General features: G+C 36.8%; 16 protein-coding genes, 1 pseudogene and 1 riboswitch. Of the genes and pseudogenes, 9 read left to right on the forward strand and 8 right to left on the reverse strand.

Features of this window, described 5'->3' with window-relative positions; translation table 11 throughout:
• Positions 1–2: 2 nt before the first annotated feature.
• Positions 3–563 carry an ECF transporter S component gene (locus H5S39_RS06455; RefSeq protein ID WP_182596272.1) on the reverse strand — a complete coding sequence of 187 codons (561 nt, stop codon included), beginning with the start codon at positions 561–563 and terminating at the stop codon, positions 3–5.
• 74 nt (positions 564–637) lie between these two features.
• Positions 638–727: riboswitch (TPP riboswitch) on the reverse strand.
• 547 nt (positions 728–1,274) lie between these two features.
• Between H5S39_RS06455 and H5S39_RS11710 the strand changes: the two genes are divergently transcribed.
• Together H5S39_RS11710 and H5S39_RS06465 are read left to right on the forward strand one after the other, a co-directional pair.
• Entirely contained in the window at positions 1,275–2,198 is a 924-nt protein-coding gene (locus H5S39_RS11710) for an NADP-dependent oxidoreductase (protein WP_310735861.1), read from the forward strand.
• Between the two features lie 293 nt (positions 2,199–2,491).
• Positions 2,492–3,703 (forward strand): ATP-binding protein, encoded by a 1,212-nt coding sequence (locus tag H5S39_RS06465; protein WP_182596274.1) that lies wholly within the window; start codon positions 2,492–2,494, stop codon positions 3,701–3,703.
• A 115-nt stretch (positions 3,704–3,818) separates the two neighbouring features.
• Here the strand turns inward: H5S39_RS06465 and H5S39_RS06470 are convergent, their stop codons facing one another.
• Complete coding sequence (locus tag H5S39_RS06470; RefSeq protein ID WP_182596275.1) at positions 3,819–4,097, reverse strand: hypothetical protein; 279 nt, start codon at positions 4,095–4,097, stop codon at positions 3,819–3,821.
• A 351-nt stretch (positions 4,098–4,448) separates the two neighbouring features.
• On the opposite strand from H5S39_RS06470, the pseudogene H5S39_RS06475 reads away from it, so the two are divergent.
• Positions 4,449–5,038: pseudogene (locus tag H5S39_RS06475) on the forward strand (site-specific integrase).
• A 395-nt stretch (positions 5,039–5,433) separates the two neighbouring features.
• Positions 5,434–6,219 (forward strand): sulfite exporter TauE/SafE family protein, encoded by a 786-nt coding sequence (locus H5S39_RS06480; protein ID WP_182596276.1) that lies wholly within the window; start codon positions 5,434–5,436, stop codon positions 6,217–6,219.
• A gap of 81 nt (positions 6,220–6,300) precedes the next feature.
• On the opposite strand, the gene H5S39_RS06485 is transcribed toward H5S39_RS06480, so the two are convergent.
• Together H5S39_RS06485 and H5S39_RS06490 are read right to left on the reverse strand one after the other, a co-directional pair.
• On the reverse strand, positions 6,301–7,056 hold the full coding sequence (locus H5S39_RS06485) for a glucose 1-dehydrogenase (RefSeq protein ID WP_182596277.1): 756 nt from the start codon (positions 7,054–7,056) through the stop codon (positions 6,301–6,303).
• Positions 7,057–7,199: 143 nt separating this feature from the next.
• Entirely contained in the window at positions 7,200–8,162 is a 963-nt protein-coding gene (locus H5S39_RS06490) for a nucleoside hydrolase (RefSeq protein ID WP_182596278.1), read from the reverse strand.
• A 170-nt stretch (positions 8,163–8,332) separates the two neighbouring features.
• Between H5S39_RS06490 and H5S39_RS06495 the strand changes: the two genes are divergently transcribed.
• A complete protein-coding gene (locus tag H5S39_RS06495) occupies positions 8,333–9,331 on the forward strand; it encodes an NAD(P)/FAD-dependent oxidoreductase (RefSeq protein ID WP_182596279.1) in 999 nt (332 codons plus the stop codon).
• A gap of 2 nt (positions 9,332–9,333) precedes the next feature.
• Entirely contained in the window at positions 9,334–10,059 is a 726-nt protein-coding gene (locus H5S39_RS06500; protein WP_182596280.1) for a zinc ribbon domain-containing protein, read from the forward strand.
• A gap of 82 nt (positions 10,060–10,141) precedes the next feature.
• Here H5S39_RS06500 and H5S39_RS06505 read toward each other — a convergent pair whose 3' ends face one another.
• Together H5S39_RS06505 and H5S39_RS06510 are read right to left on the reverse strand one after the other, a co-directional pair.
• A complete protein-coding gene (locus H5S39_RS06505; RefSeq protein ID WP_182596281.1) occupies positions 10,142–11,503 on the reverse strand; it encodes a GHKL domain-containing protein in 1,362 nt (453 codons plus the stop codon).
• Between the two features lie 94 nt (positions 11,504–11,597).
• Positions 11,598–12,329, reverse strand: a complete 732-nt coding sequence (locus H5S39_RS06510) for a LytR/AlgR family response regulator transcription factor (RefSeq protein WP_182596282.1) — start codon at positions 12,327–12,329, stop codon at positions 11,598–11,600.
• A 234-nt stretch (positions 12,330–12,563) separates the two neighbouring features.
• Here H5S39_RS06510 and H5S39_RS06515 point away from each other — a divergent pair, with 234 nt between their 5' ends.
• The 3 genes from H5S39_RS06515 (at position 12,564) to H5S39_RS06525 (ending at position 19,358) form a co-directional block, all read left to right on the forward strand.
• A complete protein-coding gene (locus tag H5S39_RS06515) occupies positions 12,564–15,434 on the forward strand; it encodes a DUF4767 domain-containing protein (protein WP_182596283.1) in 2,871 nt (956 codons plus the stop codon).
• A gap of 252 nt (positions 15,435–15,686) precedes the next feature.
• On the forward strand, positions 15,687–18,293 hold the full coding sequence (locus tag H5S39_RS06520; RefSeq protein WP_182596284.1) for a KxYKxGKxW signal peptide domain-containing protein: 2,607 nt from the start codon (positions 15,687–15,689) through the stop codon (positions 18,291–18,293).
• Positions 18,294–18,353: 60 nt separating this feature from the next.
• The gene (locus H5S39_RS06525; RefSeq protein WP_182596285.1) at positions 18,354–19,358 is read left to right on the forward strand and encodes an Lreu_0056 family protein; all 1,005 of its coding nucleotides are present in this window, start codon (positions 18,354–18,356) and stop codon (positions 19,356–19,358) included.
• A gap of 199 nt (positions 19,359–19,557) precedes the next feature.
• Here H5S39_RS06525 and H5S39_RS06530 read toward each other — a convergent pair whose 3' ends face one another.
• Positions 19,558–20,259, reverse strand: a complete 702-nt coding sequence (locus H5S39_RS06530) for an EAL domain-containing protein (protein WP_182596286.1) — start codon at positions 20,257–20,259, stop codon at positions 19,558–19,560.
• A gap of 39 nt (positions 20,260–20,298) precedes the next feature.
• The gene (locus H5S39_RS06535) at positions 20,299–21,396 is read right to left on the reverse strand and encodes a GGDEF domain-containing protein (protein WP_231832864.1); all 1,098 of its coding nucleotides are present in this window, start codon (positions 21,394–21,396) and stop codon (positions 20,299–20,301) included.
• Positions 21,397–21,657: the final 261 nt, after the last annotated feature.

A 21,657-nucleotide genomic window follows, 5' to 3' on the forward strand; every position in this document is an offset into this window, starting at 1 on the left:
GCTTATCTCTTAATTAAGTGGGCACGTTGGAGCATATTGACAATTAACCTGACAATGATGCCTGAAAAAACAAATATTGAAATAAATCTGGCGATCAGCATGATTATTAGCATTTGCCCACTAAAATGACTGTAACCATTTCTGAACCAGTCCCAACCAAAGGTAACAATGGTTAGGGTAAGGGATGAGATTAGTAAGGTAAGCCAGTTATAAATCTTATAGAGTGTAAACGTAAAGCCAAGTTCAGCCCCGATGCCTTGAACAGCCCCGGAAATGAGGTTAACGGCGCCCCATTGGTCTCCAAGAAGCATTTCAACAACTGCCCCGAAGAATTCACCAAGGAAAGCCGCCCCAGGCATCCGAAGAAGAAATCCGGCAAGGGGGCCGGCCATGCACCAAATTCCCATGGTGAGGTCATTTGCCATCGGACCATACCCAATAGGGGTCAGCAAAATCGTTAGTCCATTGTAGATAAATCCGGCCGCAAAATAAATAATTCCAAAGATAATTCCAATTAAGGCGAGCAGGATAATGTCGCGTAAGTGTAGTTGATGTTTAGCCATAATAAAACTCCTTAATTACTATAAGGGCAAAAAAACTCCATGACAAAACATCATGGAGTCAAAAGTTTAATTAAGTTAATATCACTGAATCTCCCTTCGCTGGTATTAACCAGAGCAGGTTCAATGGGTATTATCTCAGCCAAATGGCACCCCAGATAGTTATTTTCACCAATTATGATAGCGAATATTATTTGAAAATGCAACTACGGTCGAAAAGTACTATTCAAATATCCGTGTGAGGTTTATTAAATTGAAAAATAATTGTGGACTAAAAATAATGCTAGGTATGTTTACTTTACTAATCTTTATATTCCTTGGGTTTAATCAATCAATTCAAGCTAACGATGCACATACTTATAAAAACAAGATTACTGACATTATGAATAGTGACGGTAACAATGGGGAAAATGAGTACTATCATATAAGATTTAACAAGACAGCTTCTAGTCTACTTATAAATATAAAATTACCAAGTAGGGAAGAAATTTATAATAACGATTTTTACTCAAATCAAAGAACAAGCAGCAACAATTGAATTACTTAAACAACAATTAACCATTAAAGATGAACAAATTGCCACAGCTAATAGGTTAGCTGATCAAGCTCAGCAATTAGATTTAACTACACATAGCCAAGCTCAACTACCTCAAAAGTCACTTAAAAAAGTACGGTAACTATCATATTCAAATTGAAGAAGTTGCTAAGCCTAAAATTAAAAACAATCAAGTTCTAGTTAGAGTTTATTATTCTGGTTTAAATCCCTTGGATAGTCGAACAGCAACTGATCCCTCAGTTAGATTTTTGCTCAATTATCATCTTCCCCATATCCTAGGAAATGATTTTGCTGGTGAAATAGTTGCTACAAATCCAAATTCAAAATTTAAAAAAGGTCAACGCGTATTTGGTTTAGTAAATTATCAAAATATCGGCACATTTGCTGAGTTTATTGCAGTGGACGAGAAAGACATTGCATTAATTCCTGACAACATTTCATATCAGGAAGCAGCAATTACTCCTCTTGTATCTTTAACTGCCTACCAGGCTCTGCATGATCTCATGAAATTAAAGAAAGGTCAAAAAATCTTCATTGAGGCAGGAGCTGGTGGTGTCGGTTCCGTTGCAATCATTCTTGCCAAACGATTTGGCGCATATGTAGCTACTACCGCAGGAAATGGAAGTGAATTTGTAAAGAAACTCGGTGCTGATAAAATTATTGACTATCACAAAGAAGATTTTTCCACTTTATTACATAACTATGATGCTGCCCTAATTTCAAAAAAAGAAGATTTAGAAAAAGCATTCAAAATATTACGCCCCAATGGAAATTTAGTAACTTTGAATGGTATCCCTACTCAAAAAACCATCGATCAATTAAAGATTACGGGAATTAAAAAATTTCTTCTTAATATAGCTGCTTTCAGAGAAAAACATTTAGCTAAGAAAACACATGTTAACTTCAACTTCCTTTTTGTCCAAGCCAATGGACAAGAATTATCTAAAATTGCAACATTATTAGAAAAACAAGAGCTGAAAATTAATATAGCAAAAATTTATTCACTTGATAACCTTGTAACAGCAATGAAAGACTTAGATCAGCATAATACTCATGGTAAAATTGTAATACAGATTAACTAGGGTCTATTTTTAATAAATCCCCCTAAGCAATGCCGAAAAATAACCCCCTAGCTAGACGGTCAGCCTAGTTTGGGGTTATTCTTTTCAATATTATAAATTATCATTCCTATTTTAGAAGCCAAAGCATCACATACTTTTATTTTATATTCAAGACAAAATATGGTTTCTTCCTTTTTTGTTCTATATGTAAAACAAAAATATTATTTTTAGATTTTTATTAGATATGCAGAACGAAATCGATAAAAATGATATAATTTTTTGTATACAAAACAAAAACCAATGGAGGATTACTCATGGTCACTATTAAACGTCCCAAGTACATGCAGTTTCTCAAAGAGTTTAAAGATGTCACTGATACAATTAAAGTTCTCACCGGTATTCGCCGATCCGGAAAAACATTCCTAATGCAAATGTTTATCGATGATCTTTTAAATAATGGTGTTGATGATGATCAAATCATTCACATTAACTTTGAAGACTTTTCCTTTTCTGATATTACAACAGCTAAAGCCTTATATGAATACATCCATAAACATCAAAACAACCAGAAGAGAAATTACTTATTCCTTGATGAAATTCAACATGTCAAAGATTGGGAAAAAGCCGTTAACAGCTTTCGGATTGATATGGATGCGGATATTTATATTACTGGCTCCAATAGTCAACTATTATCCGGTGAATTAGCTACCCTGCTTACCGGTCGTTATGTTGAACTTAAAGTATACCCCTTATCATTTAAGGAATTCTACGACTTTAAAGGGGGTACACCTGAAACAGCCTATCAACTATTTCAAGATTATTTAATTGATGGCGGCTTTCCAGCAGTTGATATTGAATCGAGTGATAATTTGAAGACTGCTCTTAAAAATGGTATCTATGATTCAATTCTCTTAAGCGACATTGCCCTACGAACATCTGGGCGAAACAATGCCGCTATTCTTAGTATTGCGAATTACATGATGAGTGAAGTCGGTAACCTATTATCTGCTAACAAGATTGCCAACACATTACGCTCCAGCGGACAGAAAATTTCTACTGCCACTGTTATTAATTATTTACAGCTTTTAGAACAGTCATTCTTATTCTATAAAGCTAATCGTTATGATTTACGTGGAAAAAAATGGCTTAATTCTCAAAGTAAGTATTATGTTGCAGATATCGGCCTTCGTAATACTCATCTTCATCGTTCTCCTTATGATAATCTCGGACATCAATTAGAAAATATCGTCTTTATCGAATTATTACGTCGTGGTTATTCTGTTGACGTTGGTAAATTTAACGATAAAGAAATTGACTTTGTAGCTCGAAGGGGAGAAACAATTGAATATTATCAGATTACTCAACAGCTACCCCAAAATAGTAATCGTGAGACGCACAACCTTCTTTATCTACCAGATGCATATCAGAAAACCGTTCTTACATTGAACAAATTAGATACCGGCAATATTGAAGGAGTAAATGTGGTCTATGTTTTAGATTGGTTGCTAAACACTACTACAAAGTAAAATTGTCCTTTCCTTATACTCTGATGTGCATTACCCCTCCAAAAAAAAATAACCCCCTAGCTAGACGGTCAGCCTAGTTAGGAGGTTATCATTTTATTATATAAGGTTATTCACCCTAATTTTGCGGGTTAATGGCCACTGACAAGATGTAATTTGCCAACTGATTATTGGCAATATCTTGCACCTTAAACAAGGTCCAAACTCGTTCATTAGGCTGAGTATTTTGTAAATATTGCCGAATGGCAGCTAAATAAGGCTTAATTCGTTGAGTATTGAAAAACAACATACCAGTATTTAACAAATATTGCCGTTCATCGTCACCAAGCTGCATTCCAGCTTGTAATTGTAAGTCTTCATCGGTTTCAGCAATGATTTCGTTGTTATTCTTTAACATTATGAGTACCTCCTAGGATTTCTTTCTTTTCACAAATCCTATTCGGCGCTCATGAGCGCCTTAGCAAAACTTATATTAATTCTAATACTATTTAATCAAGTTTGATATCATATACAAGGACTACTTTAATAGTCCCTGATTCTTGTTACTGCTCCTGATAGAAAGGGGGCGTGGTGATTTTGCAGGCTTTTTGATCAACGTAATCGTAACAGTCACCACTAGTAAATAAAAGGCCAGCTACGTATGTGGAAGTTCGTAGCTGACCTTTTTATAATGCAGACGTAATCGTAACATCTGCAGGCTTTTCTTTCTATAGTTATTATAATTTGAAATATTTAGAGGGTCAAATCAATAAAACAACTTGTATTACCAATCAAAGACACCAATATCCTACACGAAGTCGAGGACACTTTATTACATAATTTCCGTTTTGGTCGCCGAAACTACACGATTTTCCAAGTTGGCAAGGCAACTTTGCTTCGAGTGTCCGATTTATTGGCTCTCAGACGCAATGAAATCTTTAATAACGATGGGACCCCATCGCTAAAAATGCTTATATTCGGAATAAGAAGACTGGAAAACCCAATACTTTATACCTAAAACCGGTAAAGCAGGACTTATTGGACTATTATGCATGGCTCCAAGAAAATAATATACAATTCGAATGGCTATTCCCCTCAACAACTCACCATGGCTGCCACATTACTGAAAAGCAATTTTACAAAGTTATGGCTAAAACTGGTGATCTGCTTGGCATCAATTACCATGGCACCCATACTATGCGTAAAACTGGCGCTTATAGAGTTTATACCCAATCTAATTACAACATCGGTCTAGTCATGGAACTACTCAATCATTCGTCAGAAGCCATGACTTTGAAGTATCTCGGATTAGATCAAATCAGTCGCGGAAAGATGGTAGACCAGATTGATTTTGATTAGCAAACATCACTAAATCTCTTGCAACTGTAAGAATAAGGCGGGCTTTAATATAGGAAAATGGGATAATAAAAAAAGTACACTGGTTTCCACCAATGCACAAGTTAATCATGAAAGTCCGTGATTTTATTACGAAATTTCTTAGATGCGCTTGGTTGGTGGTGTAATGCTGTACACCAGAATAGGAGCGCTTTTGCTAAAATTATCAGCCTAACTATTGAATGCAATATTTCTTTAGACAGCTGTATTATCGCATGAGTTATCAACTTTGACGATCGCTTGGATCATTTACAAAAGAATGGTCAGTATTATTTGCTTTTTCTTGCAAAAAACTATCATTATAGTTTTAAAAGTGGTTTAAAATAAAATTTATTAACTAAAGGGATGGTTACAGATAAATGGGTGAAATAACTTTTATATTATTATTACTTGGCGTTGGAATTCTTTCAGGAATTGTTAGTGCTGCTGCCGGATTGGCATCGTTAATATCCTATCCTTCATTATTAGTATTAGGATTGCCGCCAGTAATGGCCAATGTTACGAGTGCTTTTTCCACAATAACTGGAAACTACAGCTCCGTCTTTTCATCATTCAAGGAATTGCAACATAATCGTCGTCAGCTATGGATAATTTTACCGTTAGTATTTATCGGTTCAATTATTGGCGCCTTTTTGCTTTTTGCGGTGCCTAGTAAATGGTTTGCGGAATTAGTACCATTATGTATTGCATTAGCAGGAATTATTTTGCTTTTTCCTCATCATCCAAAGAAAGCCGCGCCAACGATGGCTGGTAATAGTAAACTTTTTGGTAAGTCACGGATTAGCCAAATTTTCTCAATCATTGGGATTTTTATTGTTGGCATTTACGCGGGCTTTTTTAATGCCGGCGCGGGCGTGTTAATGTTAACCTTGCTAACAGTAATAAATAGTCAAAAAAGTTTTGCGGTTAATAATGCGTTAAAAAATGTTGCAATGACAGTTACGAATACGACCTCGTGGATTGTTTTTGCTATTGAAACAACAATCTATTGGAACTATGTCCTTCCGTTAATGATTGGAAATGTGATTGGTGGTTATATTGGTCCGATTATTGTTCGCCATTTACCCGGTCGATTAATGCAAGTATTAGTAGGAATTGGTGCATTGATTTTGGCTGTGTCGTTGGTAATAAGAAATTTAATGTAGCCAGAAAATGTGCTCCTAGCATTCTATGCATTTGAATGTTAGGGGCACACTTTTTATATTATTTAATTTTAGCAAACCTAATTATTGGGCAGTGTAACCACCATCTGCGACAAATTCAGATCCGGTACTAAAGCTGGACTCATCCGAAGCAAGATATAGGGCAAGGTTAGCAATTTCCTCAGGCTTACCTAAACGGCCCATTGGGTGGAGACTTACAAGGTGATCGTTAGTCTTTGGATCGTCCTTTACCAAGTTGTCTACTAATGGGGTAGAAACGTATCCTGGATGAATTGTATTAACCCGAATATCGTATCCCTTACGAGCACAGTCAAGAGCGGCTGACTTAGTTAGAAGCCGAACACCACCTTTAGAAGCATTATAAGCGAAGAGGTCTGGATCACCAATTAATCCTTCAATTGAGGACATATTAATAATGGAGTTCTTTTCACCATTATTCTTCATGGCTTCAATTCCAAGCTTAGTTCCCCACATTGTTCCTGTGAGGTTAACATCAATGGTTTTATCCCAAATTTCTGCGTCGGTTTTTTCAATGTCGGCATATTCAGCGATACCAGCGTTGTTTACAACAATGTTTAACTTACCAAATACTTGAACAGTTTGCCGAATGACACGATCCCAGTCACCCTTACGTGCTACATCTTGCTGGATAAAGATAGCGTTGTCGCCTAATTGATCAGCGACTTTTTGTCCTTCATCCATTTTACGGGCGGTCAAAACAACTTTAGCGCCTTCTTCGATAAACTTCTTTGCAACGGCAGCTCCAATACCCTTTGAACCACCAGTGACAATCGCAACTTTATTATCTAAACGACCCATTGATTAGACACTTCCTTAGAAAAATCAAAGTAACCATTTACAAATTTAATTATAACAACTTCGCATCAAAAGCGTGAGAATAACGACTTTTCATGAAGTAGATAAAAAAGAAGCGTGGCTGTAAGCAGCCCGCTTCTAGTGCATTAGTTTTCTTTGAAAAGGTTAGTTAAATGATCCATGAAGACCTTCAAGTAACGTTCTTTATCAACGTTAACTGCAACCTTAACATTAGGATCATCATCGTTTAACTTAGCGTTGTCACCGATTGTCCGGCCGTAGTAAGGACCTTCTTCGTAAACAACTTTCATAAAGAGGCTGATAGTTGTAACGAAGGATGGGTCAATACCAACACCAACAGCTAGTGGGTCGTGAAGGGCACAACCACGCTTATCAATATCTAAGTTGTAGTAAGCGTCGATGTAGAAGTCGGTAATGTCAGCATAGGCCTTACCAGCTTTGGTACCTAGTTCACGCCATTGCTTAGTGTCTTCCTTAGTAAGTAATGTCCGTAAAGTAACGTCAAGACCCACCATTGTAAGTGGTAAGTTTGACTTCATTACTTCGTCAGCAGCCTTTGGATCTTGGTTAATGTTGGCTTCTGCAACAGGGGTAACATTACCTTCAACGGTTAAGGCACCACCCATAAAGGTTACGTTACCAATGAGATCAGCAATTTCAGGATCCTTCTTAAGGGCAGCAGCTAAGTTTGTCATTGGACCGGTTGGAATAATGATTAAGTCTTTGCCGTATTTGTGAGCGGCTTCGATGTAGAAATCCACACCAGATTGTTCTTCGATTGAACGACTAGGAGCTGGTAAGTCAACGTCTCCGATTCCGTTGTCACCATGAATATCCTTAGAAACTTGCATTACATCAAAGTGGTCACTAGTACATGAATGTGGAAGACCCTTGAATACTGGAATATCAGTGTGCCCTAATAATTCCAATAATTTAAGGCTGTTTTCTGCACAAACATCTAGTAAGTTGTTACCATATGAACTAACAATTCCGATTAGATCAACTTCAGGATCAGCGAGTGCATATGCAATTGCTAAAGCGTCGTCAACACCAGTATCTAAGTCAAGAATCATTTTACGTTTTGCCATTGTAGTTCCTCCAATTTTAAGTAAAATTTACTACCTTTACTTATATGTTAATTTAATTGGCGTAGAAATACAAATAAATTTTGGTAACGCTTACGATTTTTTGGAAAAACTTAGAAATTTTAAAAATGATATAATAGTTTCACAAATAAAAGTGAAGGGAATAAAGAAAAATGGCAGATCAAATTTATGATGTAACAATCGTTGGCGGAGGACCGGCAGGGATGTTTGCGGCATTTTATTGTGGACTTCATGAATTAAATGCCCAGTTGATTGAAAGTTTGCCACAATTAGGCGGACAAGTTGGTGCATTGTATCCTGAAAAACAGGTATGGGATGTTGCAGGGATGCCAGGTGTTACTGGTCGTGAATTAATTGCCAAATTAGAAGAACAAATGGCGATTGCGCCAATCGATCAATTCCTTGATGAAACTGTAGAAGACGTTATCAAAGAAGATGATGGCACATTTACAATTAAGTCTGCTAATCGAACATCGCGTTCACGAGCTGTAATCATCGCATTAGGAAATGGGGCTTTTACACCGCGGAAGCTTGCCTTAGAAGGGGCAGATGAGCTAGAAAATGATCAGCTCTCTTACTTTATAAACCGCAAAGCCGATTATACTGATAAAAAAGTAGCAGTTCTTGGTGGCGGTGATTCAGCTATTGATATTGCATTAATGCTTGAGCCAATTGCCAAAGAAGTTCACCTTGTCCACCGTCGTGATCAATTCCGTGGTCTTGAACATACTGTTACACAATTAAAGCAGTCAAGCGTAAAGCTAGACACCCCATACTTGCCACGTGCACTAAGGGTAGAAGATGACAACACGGTGACATTAGATCTTAAGAAAATGCGCAGTGATGATGAGGCCCAGTTGAATGTTGATAAACTTGTTGTAAACTACGGCTTTACTTCCAACAATGCTGCCTTAAATAAGTGGTCACTAGGCCTTGAAGCCGAGCGAAACTTAATCAAAGTTGATTCATTGATGGAAACAAATATTGATGGGGTATATGCGATTGGGGATGGCGTAACTTATCCTGGTAAAGTTGCCCTGATTGCAGCTGGATTTGGGGAAGCACCAACTGCAGTAACAGCCCTTGCAAAGAAGCTTTATCCGGAGAAACGAATGGCCATGCATAGTTCTTCAATGGGCATTGGTAAATAATAATGAGAATTTGCCCGCACTGCAATACGGTTAATGAGGATGATGCTACTACTTGTGTGAACTGTGGGGCGGTATTAACCAAGCCGATTCTGGCATTGATTTGTCCCAAGTGTGGAAAAGTAAGCCCGATTGGTACTAAGGAATGTCCAGTTTGCCATGAAAAGTTGGTTGAACAGAATCAGCAGGTTTTAAACTATTCTATTCAACCACCCAAAAAGAAGCGAATTTTAGGCGTAACGCTTATGCTTCTTATTTTTGGTGGTATTTTCCTATTTATTAGTATAAATTACAGTAGGATTGCTCCTAACCGGTATGTAAAGTATCTTGGAGTCGAATTTAATTTTCAAGATAGCCAACACCATACCTTAAGTAAAAGATACTTCATGGTGAAGCAAAATAATAAAAGGTATCAAGCTCGGTTTTCGGTAGCGTATCTGGGGCAAGGAAAGCAGGGCCGCAATAAAATGAATACTTCTGAAACTAAAAAGTTTGCTGCTCAGTATCGGCAAAATCCGCACTATACTTTAGATGTAAAGCCAACTATGGCTAGACTTAATGGTCCCCAACAAGTAGTCATAAGAACATCGCGTTCAAAAATTCTTACAGGTTACAAAAGTAGAAGCTTTGAAGAAAAGATTGCAAGCGATACATTTCCTTGCATTGTGAAGGGAAATTCTCAAATAAAATATGTTCACCTTTTATCAGCGATGGCGCGTCCATATGAATAGAAGAAAATACATGAGAGAGTAATAAAACACCCAACATCGGTTGACAAGCTGATCTTGGGTGCTTTTATTTTTAGAAGTTGAATTAGTTGTGAATAATTATTTCTTGGGTTACGTAGTGGTTATTTGACTGGCTATTGTGTTGAATAAAAGGATAACTAGCGAGAATAATTCGTAAATTACGTAGCCCAAGGGAATGGCGATTGTTTAAGACGCCACGGAAGTTACCAGTAAGAAGGTGTAAGTCAACTTTGTCTTCTTTAGTCGAATTACGAATGACAATATATTGAGCTTGCCCCTTAGAAAATAGACTAAAATTAATTTTTTTAGTTGGTGAATTTTTCGCCGCATTAATTGCATTGTCAAAGAGGATAGCAATAATTCGTAGCGCATCTGTGATTGAAATCTTACTAGAAAGCTTAAACGGTTCGGCAACTTCAACAGTTACGTCGATATGTTCATTAATGGCGGTAATTATTTTACTATAAACGATACTTTTTATTTCAAGATCTTTAATGTTTTCAAGGTGACTAAGGACCGCAGTATGATTGTCAAGTTCTTTATTAGTTGGCTGGACTACGCGACTGAAAATTTCACGTATTTCATTGATGTTCCCGGATTCAGTTGCTCCTTTTAAGCTTAGCAAGATATTTTTGTAATCATGACGGAAGCGACGAAGATCATCATACATTGCCTCAATGTGGCTAGTATAAGTCTGGAGGTTCTTTAATTCGGTTGCCTGACTAATAGTTAAGTTTTTATAACTATAGAAACTAGTAATAACCTTGATAAAGAATAGCATTACTACAAGATATAGGACATTAAAAAGAATATACATAAAGGTACTGATAGCTGTGTCACCGAGCGCACTATGGACAATAATACGGAAAATAGACTGACTTAATAGAAAAATGTTAAACAACCAGATAGTAACCGGCGCTTGGTTAATTATTCGGGAAGTATAGCGATGGAGCATTGGATTAATTTGCTTAACAATCAATACTGAAATAGCTAATTCAAATAACTGGATAACAGGAGCACCGAGATTTTCAAAGGCTGCCGCAGTGGCAGGAGAAATTAACTTATAAGCGCCGGAGATGATTGGCCCAAGAATCCCAGTAATTAAGTGCAGGAGCGTATATATAAAGATCATGTTAGTCAAAATATAGGTATAGCTAAGTCGTCGCTTAGTAACAAAAAGATAAATAAAAAGCGCGTAAATTATCGGAATCAGCAAATCCAAGAGGGTGTTGTCTAGGAATGGAAGGATTACTAAACTAACTAGATACATCCACCACGGAATTCGAATATTAGTGGTTCTTTTAAATAAGTAAAAGTCACTAAAAGCTGAAACAAATACGAGGGTAAAGATAAAACCATATAACCATAAAAACCAATTACCGTAGTAGGTAGGGGTTAATAGAAAAGTGGGACGAAAAAGTAACATAAAGTTAATTCCTTTCATGTGATAATATGAGCACTTACAATCATAGCATTAGAAAGAAATAATGGGAATAAAAAAAGCGCTAACACAAAAATGATTAGCGCTTTATTAGATTAAAGAGTGCCTTTTCGTGACGACGTGAAACGGGACAGGTTAGGCCGTTATAGAAGATGACAACATGGTGAAGAAAGTCGATTTGCTTAATCTGCAAAGGATTAACAAGATAACTGCGATGACAGCGGAAAAAGCGGTGATCAATCTTTTGCAATTCTCGTAAGTTATAATTTAATTGGATTTCCTTATTATCTGTTGTCACCATGATACAGGAGTGAGTATTATCAGGATTTACCTCAAAGTAGCAAATATTTTTAAGCGGGATTTGAAGTGTTTCAGAGTATGATTTATATGTAAACGTCTCTTCTACTAATGATGATTGGATTTCATTATTGATGTGAATAAGGTCTTTTTTAAGCTCGTCGTGAATGTTGCCACGGTCTTTAGCGATAAAGTCAAGGGCACTTACACGGTACTTATAAGTAGTGTAGACAAATTCATCATGAACAGTAATAAAAATAATATTAGCTAACTCATCGTGCTGGCGAATCAGTTTGCTAATTTCAAGTCCAGCTGTTTTAATACCGTTGATTTCGAGGTCAAGGATAAAGACATTTTCTTTACTAGGTAATGGTAGTCCAAGTCGTAGTTGGTCAGTTGAACTAAATATATTAATGTTTAAGTCCGTTAAAGAAATTTCCTGGGAAATTCTTTGAACCATTGATTTTAGATGACGTTGTTGGTTGCAATCGTCTTCTAAGATAAAAATATTCAAAACTAACTCCCCCATTCTTAAATACTATATAAATATAGCATGGGGGGGGGTAAGAAGGCATTACTGTTGAACTCGAAAATAAAAATACTGAATTGAAACTGAAAAAATCATGCTACTTTTTCAGTTTGGGATGGGAAAATAAAAAACTCATGAAGATCAGGTTGAAAGATTGCAACAGCAAGCCTTATCTTAAAGGAGGCTAATAGCTAATTTTAAGATATCGGGGGATTTATCGTGAAAGAACATAAAAAATTATATAAAGCAGGTAAAAACTGGGTTGTTGCTACACTAGCTGTTGCCTCATTAGGGATTGTGGCAACGCAGCAACAAGTATCCGCTGATAGTACAACTACGGATACCGTAAGTGCTACTAGCGAAAATAATTCAGTTCAAAAAGCACAACAAACTAAAGATCAAGCACAATCTGCATATGATCAGCAGAGTCAAGTAGTTGCCAATGCCGAAACTGCTAAATCTGTTGCACAAAGCAGTGCAGATGTTGCTGATAGCAAGCTCGCTCAAGCTAAGACTAACGCTGCTACTGTTGGCGCAACAGATGAAAATATTAGCTCAACTAGTGCTGCTGTTAACTCGCAACAAGCAGTTGTTGATAATTATAAGCAACAGCTTAATAAGGGCACCCAAGCACAACCTGGAAAGACGGAAGTTGCTAAACCAAGTGCTACCAATGCTCAAGCACTAAATGAAAGTATTGAACAAAACCAGATTAAGTTACCTGATGGGTACGTTAAGGCATTTAATGAGCAAATCGCTGCTATTGGTTACCAAGATAAAAATGGAATAAATAGCAATTTTGATTTTAATAAATCAGAAAAAGATATTGATGCTAAGGAAAAGACACTCCAAAATATTGCTAAAGGGTTAAATACGCTTAATCCATACCAACATAACGAAAATGACTCTAAGGTCGCAATTAAGGATGTTTATAATTTAGACCATGACGTGGCAATGAACCTATCATTGTGGTATGCGGGTGTTCTCAATAACCTAGTCAAGAAGTATGATTTAAAGAATGTTAACGGGACCTTGCTGCGGGATGTTATGCAATTAAAGGTTACCAATTATTCATTGGAAACGGCAACCTATATTAACAATGAAATTAATAAAAATACGCCAAAGGGAATGTTTAGAAATGGTAAAAGTGGCGCTGGTAGTCTTGAAATGTCATTAGTAACCACTGATGATCTCAATGATCAAGCTCCAGAGTTAAACTTGAGTCCACGGCCAAACTTTATGAAGGCAATTGATGATGCAATTTCAGCTTGGGGAAGCGCAGATATAATAAATCCACAGAAGATTACTAATCTTGATGAACTAAAAGAAGCAACCTGGAATAAGTTAATTCTTTACAACCTTCTGGATAGTGATTGGGATTGGGCAAGTAGCGAAACAGCAGGTAATAAGGGCTCCTCGTTAAAGGGTGATACACGTATGGGATCACTCTTTGGTCCGGCCTTATTTATGCAAACTTATAATAATCACAATATTAATGATACTACTGCGAACCAGTATTCAGTTGCGTTGGCGGTTAATAAAGGTGACCAAATTATTCCGCATTGGTGTTTGGTAGCTAAGGCATACCAAGGCAATAAAGATAATCAACCTCTTAAATTAAGTACAGCTGTCAATCCGCAAGCAACAAGCAATGGTGATGTTAATGTTGCAAACTTGGAAAAACAATATAATCAAGCAAAGGCACAATTAGATACCCTTAAAGCTAAGCTCGCCCAACTACAAAAAGCTGCTGGTGATGTAAAGACAGCTCAAAAGAATGCTGATGATGCTCATGCTAAGTTGAATGCAGCTAAGCAAAAGCTTCAACAAGAACAAGCTAAGTTAGCAACGCTTAAAGCGGCACTTGATAAAGCTGTAAAGAACTTGAATATTGCTAAAGCTAAAGCCAGCGTTAATGATGCTCAAGCAGAGTACACTAAGGCAAGCAACGATTATAATGCTCAAAAGAGTGTGGTTAATAAGGATCAGGCTGCTGTAGAAAACGCAGCAAAAGCATTAAAGCAAGCTACTAATAAGTGGAGTTCACTTAAAGGACAGCAACTTCAAAGCTTTATGGATCAATTTGCAAAGAAAAACAACATGAAATTCACGAAGTTTGATGGTAAAAATGCAGGGAACTCTATGGGGCCAAATTATGGTAGCTTCACGAAATATCTTGTTAATGGAAATAAAGTAACTTTTGGAACAAGTAAAGATGGTCAGGGAACTAATGATTATGAATTAGTTGCACTTTATAACCATAATATTGATAATGCAGAAGCAGCCGAGTTACATGATACTTATCTATTTACGTTCCATAATGGGAAGCCAGAGTTATTATTTGATCGAACAACCAATGGGGATAATATTAGTACTTGGTCAATTGATAAACTAGACAGTGCAACCGTTAAAAAGTATCATTTGGCTGAATTGCAGGAAGAATTCTCTAAGATTACTAATAACAGTGAGTTATCCGATCAGCTTCAGGAATCTAAAGACAAGTTGGATAAGGATCAGGCTAAATTAGCACAATTAAAGCAAGCAATGACTAATAAGAAGCAGGCCTTAGATAATGCTGAAAAGAATTTGAATAACCAAAATAATTCAAATCAAGATACTGATAAGCATCAAACGAACAATGACAGTAAAGGTAATAATGCCAATAATAATCAGGGATCATTAACGAATATAGTAAATGGTAAGACGGATACGAGTTCAACAACTAATACTGCTAACCAACAAACGAGTGGTACGTTTAATGATCGGCAAGTTGCTTCGAATACAAATGGAAAATCAGTAGTTAACTATACAAAAGATAATAAAGCCCAAAATAATCTAAATAATAATGTTGTAGCTATGTCAACTAATCCAGAAGTTACATCAATAAACACTACTGAAAAAGCAAATAATACTGTAACTAAGTTTGCAGCTAACCATGAAGTTGCCACACATCAAACAACTCAAGGCATGACTAATACTAAGCAATTACCACAAACTGGTAACAATGATTCTGCAGTTGCTGGATTGCTTGGTGCTGCTTTAGCAATGTTTGGTTTTGGCTTATTAAAGAAGAAGCATTACGAAGGATAAATTTTGCAAGATACGTGAAATAAAAACTTCATTATATAAATATAATTGCACATGAAGAAGATAAGGTGTCGCTGTAAAGTGATGCCTTATTTTTATCCAAAATACAAAAACTGAAAATTAATAAGGATTTTTTCAGTTAAAAAGATAAAATTAAAATAATTGTGAATAACTAGTTGAATGAGTTGAGTAATAGGTTTTATGCTGAAAAAGGTTTTAATAGTTAAATTTATATTAGTTCGGGGGGATTTCTTTATGAAGGAACACAAAAAGTTATATAAAGCAGGGAAAAACTGGGTCGTTGCTACGATGGCAGTTGCCTCATTAGGGATTGTTGCAATGCAACAGCAAGTATCAGCAGATAGTGCAACAGATACGCAAGCTGTCAGTTCAAATGATCAAGTAAAGACGGCAGAAAGTTCTGTTAAGCAGGCGCAAGAAGATGTAAATAGCAAACAAGCGGTACTTAACCAAGCCCAAGCAGAAGCTAATAAGGCAAACAGTGCTTATAATGAACAACAGGCTAAATTAACCGCTAGTCAGCAAACACTTAATGATAAGCAAACGGCTGTTAAGCAAGCACACGACAAGGTAGCTAAGGATGAAACAAGCTTAAAGCAAGCAACTCCTGAAAATATTAAGAAAACACAAGACAGTATTGATAATCAACATAATGTTATTAATACGGCAAAACAAAATGTCGAAAAAGCTAATACTGATTTAACGCAAGCGCAATCTGCTTTGGAAAAGACTAACCAAAGTCAAGCAAACGCGCAAAAATTAGTGAATGATAAAAAGAGTGCAAAGCAAGCAGCCGATAATAATGTCACTAAGGCAGAAGCTGATGTGAAGAATAGCGGTCTTGTAGAGGCACAAGGAAATGTTGATAAGGTACAAGCAGCCTTGGATGCTATTAAGAAAACAAATAGTGAAAATACCGATGCTTTGAATAAGAATCAGGCTGCATTAGCCGAAGATAACCAGAAGATTGCTGATGTAAAAAAGAATATTAATGATGCAAATCAAGCAGTAACTAAGGCACAAAATAATGTAAGTAGTAAGCAACAAGCGTTAACGGATGCCCAACAAGCCCTCACTAAGTTAAAGCAACAAGTTGCAGAAGATGAAGCGAGTGGTGCTGCTGGATTCTTTGATTCAATTGCTAATGATACTAATAATTCTGAAGAACTAAGAGAAGACGCAAAAACTGCATTAGAAATTGTTAAGGGCACATATAAAGGAGATTATGGTAGTGAACCAGATTGGTATGCTCAGCATGTTCATTTAGGTGCTGACGGTGATGCTACAAGTATCAAAGAAATGAAAAATGTTCTTTCGTATTTGTCTGCAGTAAACCAAGCACGCACAAGCCACGACCGCTCAGCTTTAGGTGTTTCTTTGACCGATATGGCAGTTGCAATGATTGATGCTGATTATCAAGATGGTGGTCTCAATCATCCAGATAGTCTTTATCAATCTGAAAATTTAACTACTGATTTAGTAAACCCAGTTCAGTCTTGGATGGATGAGGAAACTATTTGGAACGAAATGCTAAAGGAACATCCAGAATATGCTAATGTGTTAAAGTCTGGACAAGCTATCTATGATTTTTATGCGCAACATACAAATGAATATGAAGAAGTGGGACATTTCTTGAATTTAATGGATCCTGATATTACTCACTTTGGTATGGGACGCCATGGACATGCTGTTTCTTGGGATGTAAATAATGTTATTAATGTTTCTGCTCCATTAAGTGTGGATAATTATATTGCTTTATTTAATAAATATTCTAAGGATGTCTTAAAAGAGGACAAAATTAAGACTTTCAAGGCCAATATAAAGACAGCTAAGCAAAACTTAACTAATGCCCAAGATGCTGTTAAGGCTGCAAAGAAGAATGTAACTAGTTTGCAAGCAAACCTGATGACATTAAACAATGCTTCTGCCAAAGTTGAGCAAGCAATCAACGATACTAAGGCTACCCTTGCTAAAGGTAAAGGAAACCTTGAATTTGAGCAAAAGCAATTGGACCAGGCTAATCAAAATCTAGCTGATATTAAGGCTAAAGTCGGTGCTAAGGCCCAAATCTTAGACCAAGCTAAGAAAGCCCAAGCCAATGCTGCTAAGGAACTTCAAGCAGCACAGTCAAACTTAGATAATGCTAATTCCGCTGTAAGTACAGCTCAAGGTGTTGTTACTCGTGCGCAAGAAAATGTTAAGGCAAAGCAAGCAGAATTAAACAAGGCCCAAGCCAAGCTATCCTTGTTAACACAAGACTTGGATAACCTAAAGAATGCTAAGGGTAATTTAGAAAAGGCTAAGGCGGAGCTAAAGGATGCAACTGCCGCTGAACAAGTTGCTTCTAAGGATGTTGAAACGCAACAATCAACTTTGAACTCATTAAAAGAAGCTAAGAAAAAGGCTGATGATAAGGTCGCTAGTGCAAAAGCAGAATTAGACCTTGCCCAGCAAAAATATGATGTTGCTGCTCAAAAACTACAAACCTATAAAAATAAGGCTGACTCACAGCATGTAGTGGCTGACAAGCAGCAAAACCAAGGCAATGCCGAAGTAAGTTATAATGATCAAAAAGGATCAGTAAGTACAGTAAATAAAAAGTCAAATACTAGTTCAGTGACTAATAATTCTGGAACAGCCATCATTGGTACGCAAAAAGCAGAGCATAATATGACTAATAATTTAACTGGTCATGAATTTGTTGCGCAACAGGCGCGCCGTAACATGACTAATGCTGAGAAGCTACCACAAACTGGAAATAATAGTTCAGCTGTAGCAGGATTACTTGGAGCAGCTTTGGCAATGTTTGGCTTTGGCTTGGCTAAAAGAAAGCAATATTAATAGGCCGAGCTAGCCTGCAAAAGTAATTAAATAGATAAACAAAACTTGGGAGAAAAGTAAATGAAAAAATTAACATTAGCATTTTGTTTATCAATTGCAGCACTTACTCTGACAGGATGTGGGAAATCCAGTCAGAGCGGGCAAGTATCTTCGTCGAGTTCGATTGCATCATCAACTGTCAGCACGTCACAGCAGACGCATTCCAGTTCAATAACTTCTTCGACAGATGATTCCTTAAATCCAGATAAGTTAACACCGGCAGAAAATGCGGCGCTAGTGATGTATTATCGTGATGCGCATATGCCTGGATCAAAAGAAAATGATTACTCGGCTGATATGGGGAATGCTGGGCAAGGAGCGACTGTAAAAATCTATAACAAAGATAATGTTCCTAAGGGAGATGGACCATTATATAAAAACTATCCTAATGGAGCACAGTTATTGTATTCTGTAAAATTAAACAATGGTCGTCAAGATGGTGGACATTTGGATTCTGCTTACTACACGATTGCTAATAACAAAGTTTACTATGAAGACACTGATGCGGGAATCAGTGCAGAGGGTGCAACGCCAGCTGAAATGGTCGATTATGCGAATTCGCATGATGGGGTAAAACGGATATTGAATGTTGCACGGCAGACAAAAATTGTTGATATGCGCGGAAAAGGGAGTTCTGCGCAAGGCTCAACAAATAGTGATAGTAAGAATCTAACACCACAGCAGTTGGGAACATTAGTGGCGTTAAATCAAGCTCCAGATTGGTTTAAGGAATATTTGAGTGATGGTACGATGTACTACGGTAACCAACAAGAGATGAAAGTTGGGCCAGCAGGTTTTGATTATATTACGGCGTATGGTGACTCTACCAGTTATATTTACTTCAAACGAGATGGAAACAATGTAACGATTAAGCAGGTAGATGGAACGGATAAGCCAATGGTCACCAAGCATGTAACTGTCTCAGGATTGATTAGGGATTACTACACTAACCAGTCACAAAAGGATGAGGTTAATGGCTATGTCGATGAGTTAAAGCCAATTTCAGATGTTGCTCATAATAATTAAGTGAAGAAGCCGGGGAAATTCTTTGAAAGCCTAATTATTAATGGCAAAAAGAAAAAATAACTGAAAAACGCAGAAAAATAAACCAAAGGCATTTAAAATCATTTATTGAATCACCTTAGCAGCAAATATTGATCCGTTTAAAAAACAAGAAGTCATCAGAAAGTTGACTAATCGCTTTCTGATGGCTTCTTTCATATTATTAAATTTCAGCTGAACCTTTTCCCCAATAAAAACCTTGCTGAAGAATCGTTGAATTACCGGCAAATTCCTCGGCTAGTTGCTTGCTAGCAATTCCTTCAACAACAAAGTCCAGATGGTGGTGAGTAGCAAATGCTAACCACGCATTGATAAATTCACGTTTAGTTTCTTGATCTTCGTCTTTAAAGACTAATAACGAAAGCTTGATTCGCTGAATTACCCCTAGCTGACGGACAATAAACGCATAGCTATTGCTCCCTGCACAAACATCATCAATTGCTAATTCAAACCCGAGCTGCTTTAATCGCTGAATTTCATCATCCAAGTAATCCAAACTATGAACTGTTTCCCGCCGTTCTGTAATTTCAATTGCGACCTGTGATCCATATCGTTGATAGACTTCACTTAGAAACTTCCAGGTCTCCTGAAACTCCATTTGGCATGGTTCAAGGTTAATATAGATCTTTCGCTGAGGGTGTTTTTCTAGTACCGCTGTCAACGATTCTTGACTCATTGCAATCCAGCGTTTATTTCCTTCTTGAGTCGCAAGTTGATTAAAAAAGGCTGCTCCAGGGAAAGCCCCTGAGGAATCACGAATTAACATTTCATATGCGTTGATCTCGGCGTTTAATTTCCGATCAACACGTAAAATTGGTTGAAAAATATTATGTAATTTATCACCACTAATTTTAATTTTCCTCACCCATTCATTTTTCGTTATTACTGTTTTTATAGATAATTATTACTTGTTCATTGACTTATATTGTTGATCAGTGATGATCCATCCTCGACCATCCTTTTTTACACTATACAACATTTTGTCAGCTCTCTTCAAGGTATGCTCTAATGTTTCACCGTTCAAACGATTAGTTAAGCTGCAAGAAAAACTGATGGTAATTTTAATTCCTTCTTTAGTCACAATTGGTTTTTTAGCAAAATAATCCTCAATTGACTGGAGGAGTGTGTAAACCTCGAGTATTGAATGATTAGATACCACAATACTAAATTCTTCTCCCCCAAAACGGTAGACGTAGCCATGATTAGGAAATGCTTGATGAATTTCTCTGCGTAACACTGTGGAAAAATAATTAAGAACTTTATTACCAACGAAATGACCATAAGTATCATTAATTCGCTTGAAATGATCAATATCAAGGCCACCAATCACAATATCATGAATTGCATCATTCTCTGTTAATTCTTTAATCTTTTCACTAAGCGCTCGGTAGTTCAGTAGTCCAGTAAGGTCATCTCGCTCGATTTTTGTCTGTAGTTGCTTAATCCTCAGGTTATTTTTAATTTCACTTCGATAGCGTTGACCTTCGGAACATAGAATAACTAATAAACCGACCGTTGGTGCTAGTACCTTGACCAAAGTTAACTGGTTTTCGATTTTTAACGTAACCAATTTAATTACACCAAGAATAATAATTGCCAAGACGTAACGAATGTGTAACGTTGAGGCATCTCCATGCGTCAGAATAGTACAAAGAACGCCAAAAGTGAGGGCCTCCCCAAGCCAAATCCACCATGTGTTCCATGTCTGTAACCCCATCATTACTTCAACTATGTTCGTAAATAGCGGTGTCAGTATCAGTAACCACCACCATAGCCAATTAGACCTATTGCGAAAAATCATTGTAATTGAGACAACCTGCATAAACGCAGCTTCTCCAATGTTGATCCACGATAATTGGAGTAAGCAAAACTCCTGAAAAAAGTAAGTAACTGTTATAATCGCTGTTAAAACAAAATTAGCTAAGCGATTGCTCTTATATGAGCCCCAATAATGTTCAAAATAAATTTGACTAATAATCATACAATTAACAATTATTGGCAAATATATGACCGCTCCTAGGATTTTGACTATCAAACTCATTTCACCTTTTCGTAATAATTTGTAAGAGTTATCAAATTTTACTGCTATTAGCGAATATATTCTAGCTTTTTTTCAGCGAAAAAGGACTTTTTTTAAAAGATGGTAAGAAAACGCCTCTTTTAAGGGACATGGTAAGCTATCTTCACGTAGTCTACTCAATATTTAACACGGTTTATCTATCAATTCAACTTAATATTAAAGCATTTATATAGGCTTTTTATG

This window comes from Limosilactobacillus rudii (genome assembly GCF_014145455.1).
GTDB classification, from domain to species: domain Bacteria; phylum Bacillota; class Bacilli; order Lactobacillales; family Lactobacillaceae; genus Limosilactobacillus; species Limosilactobacillus rudii.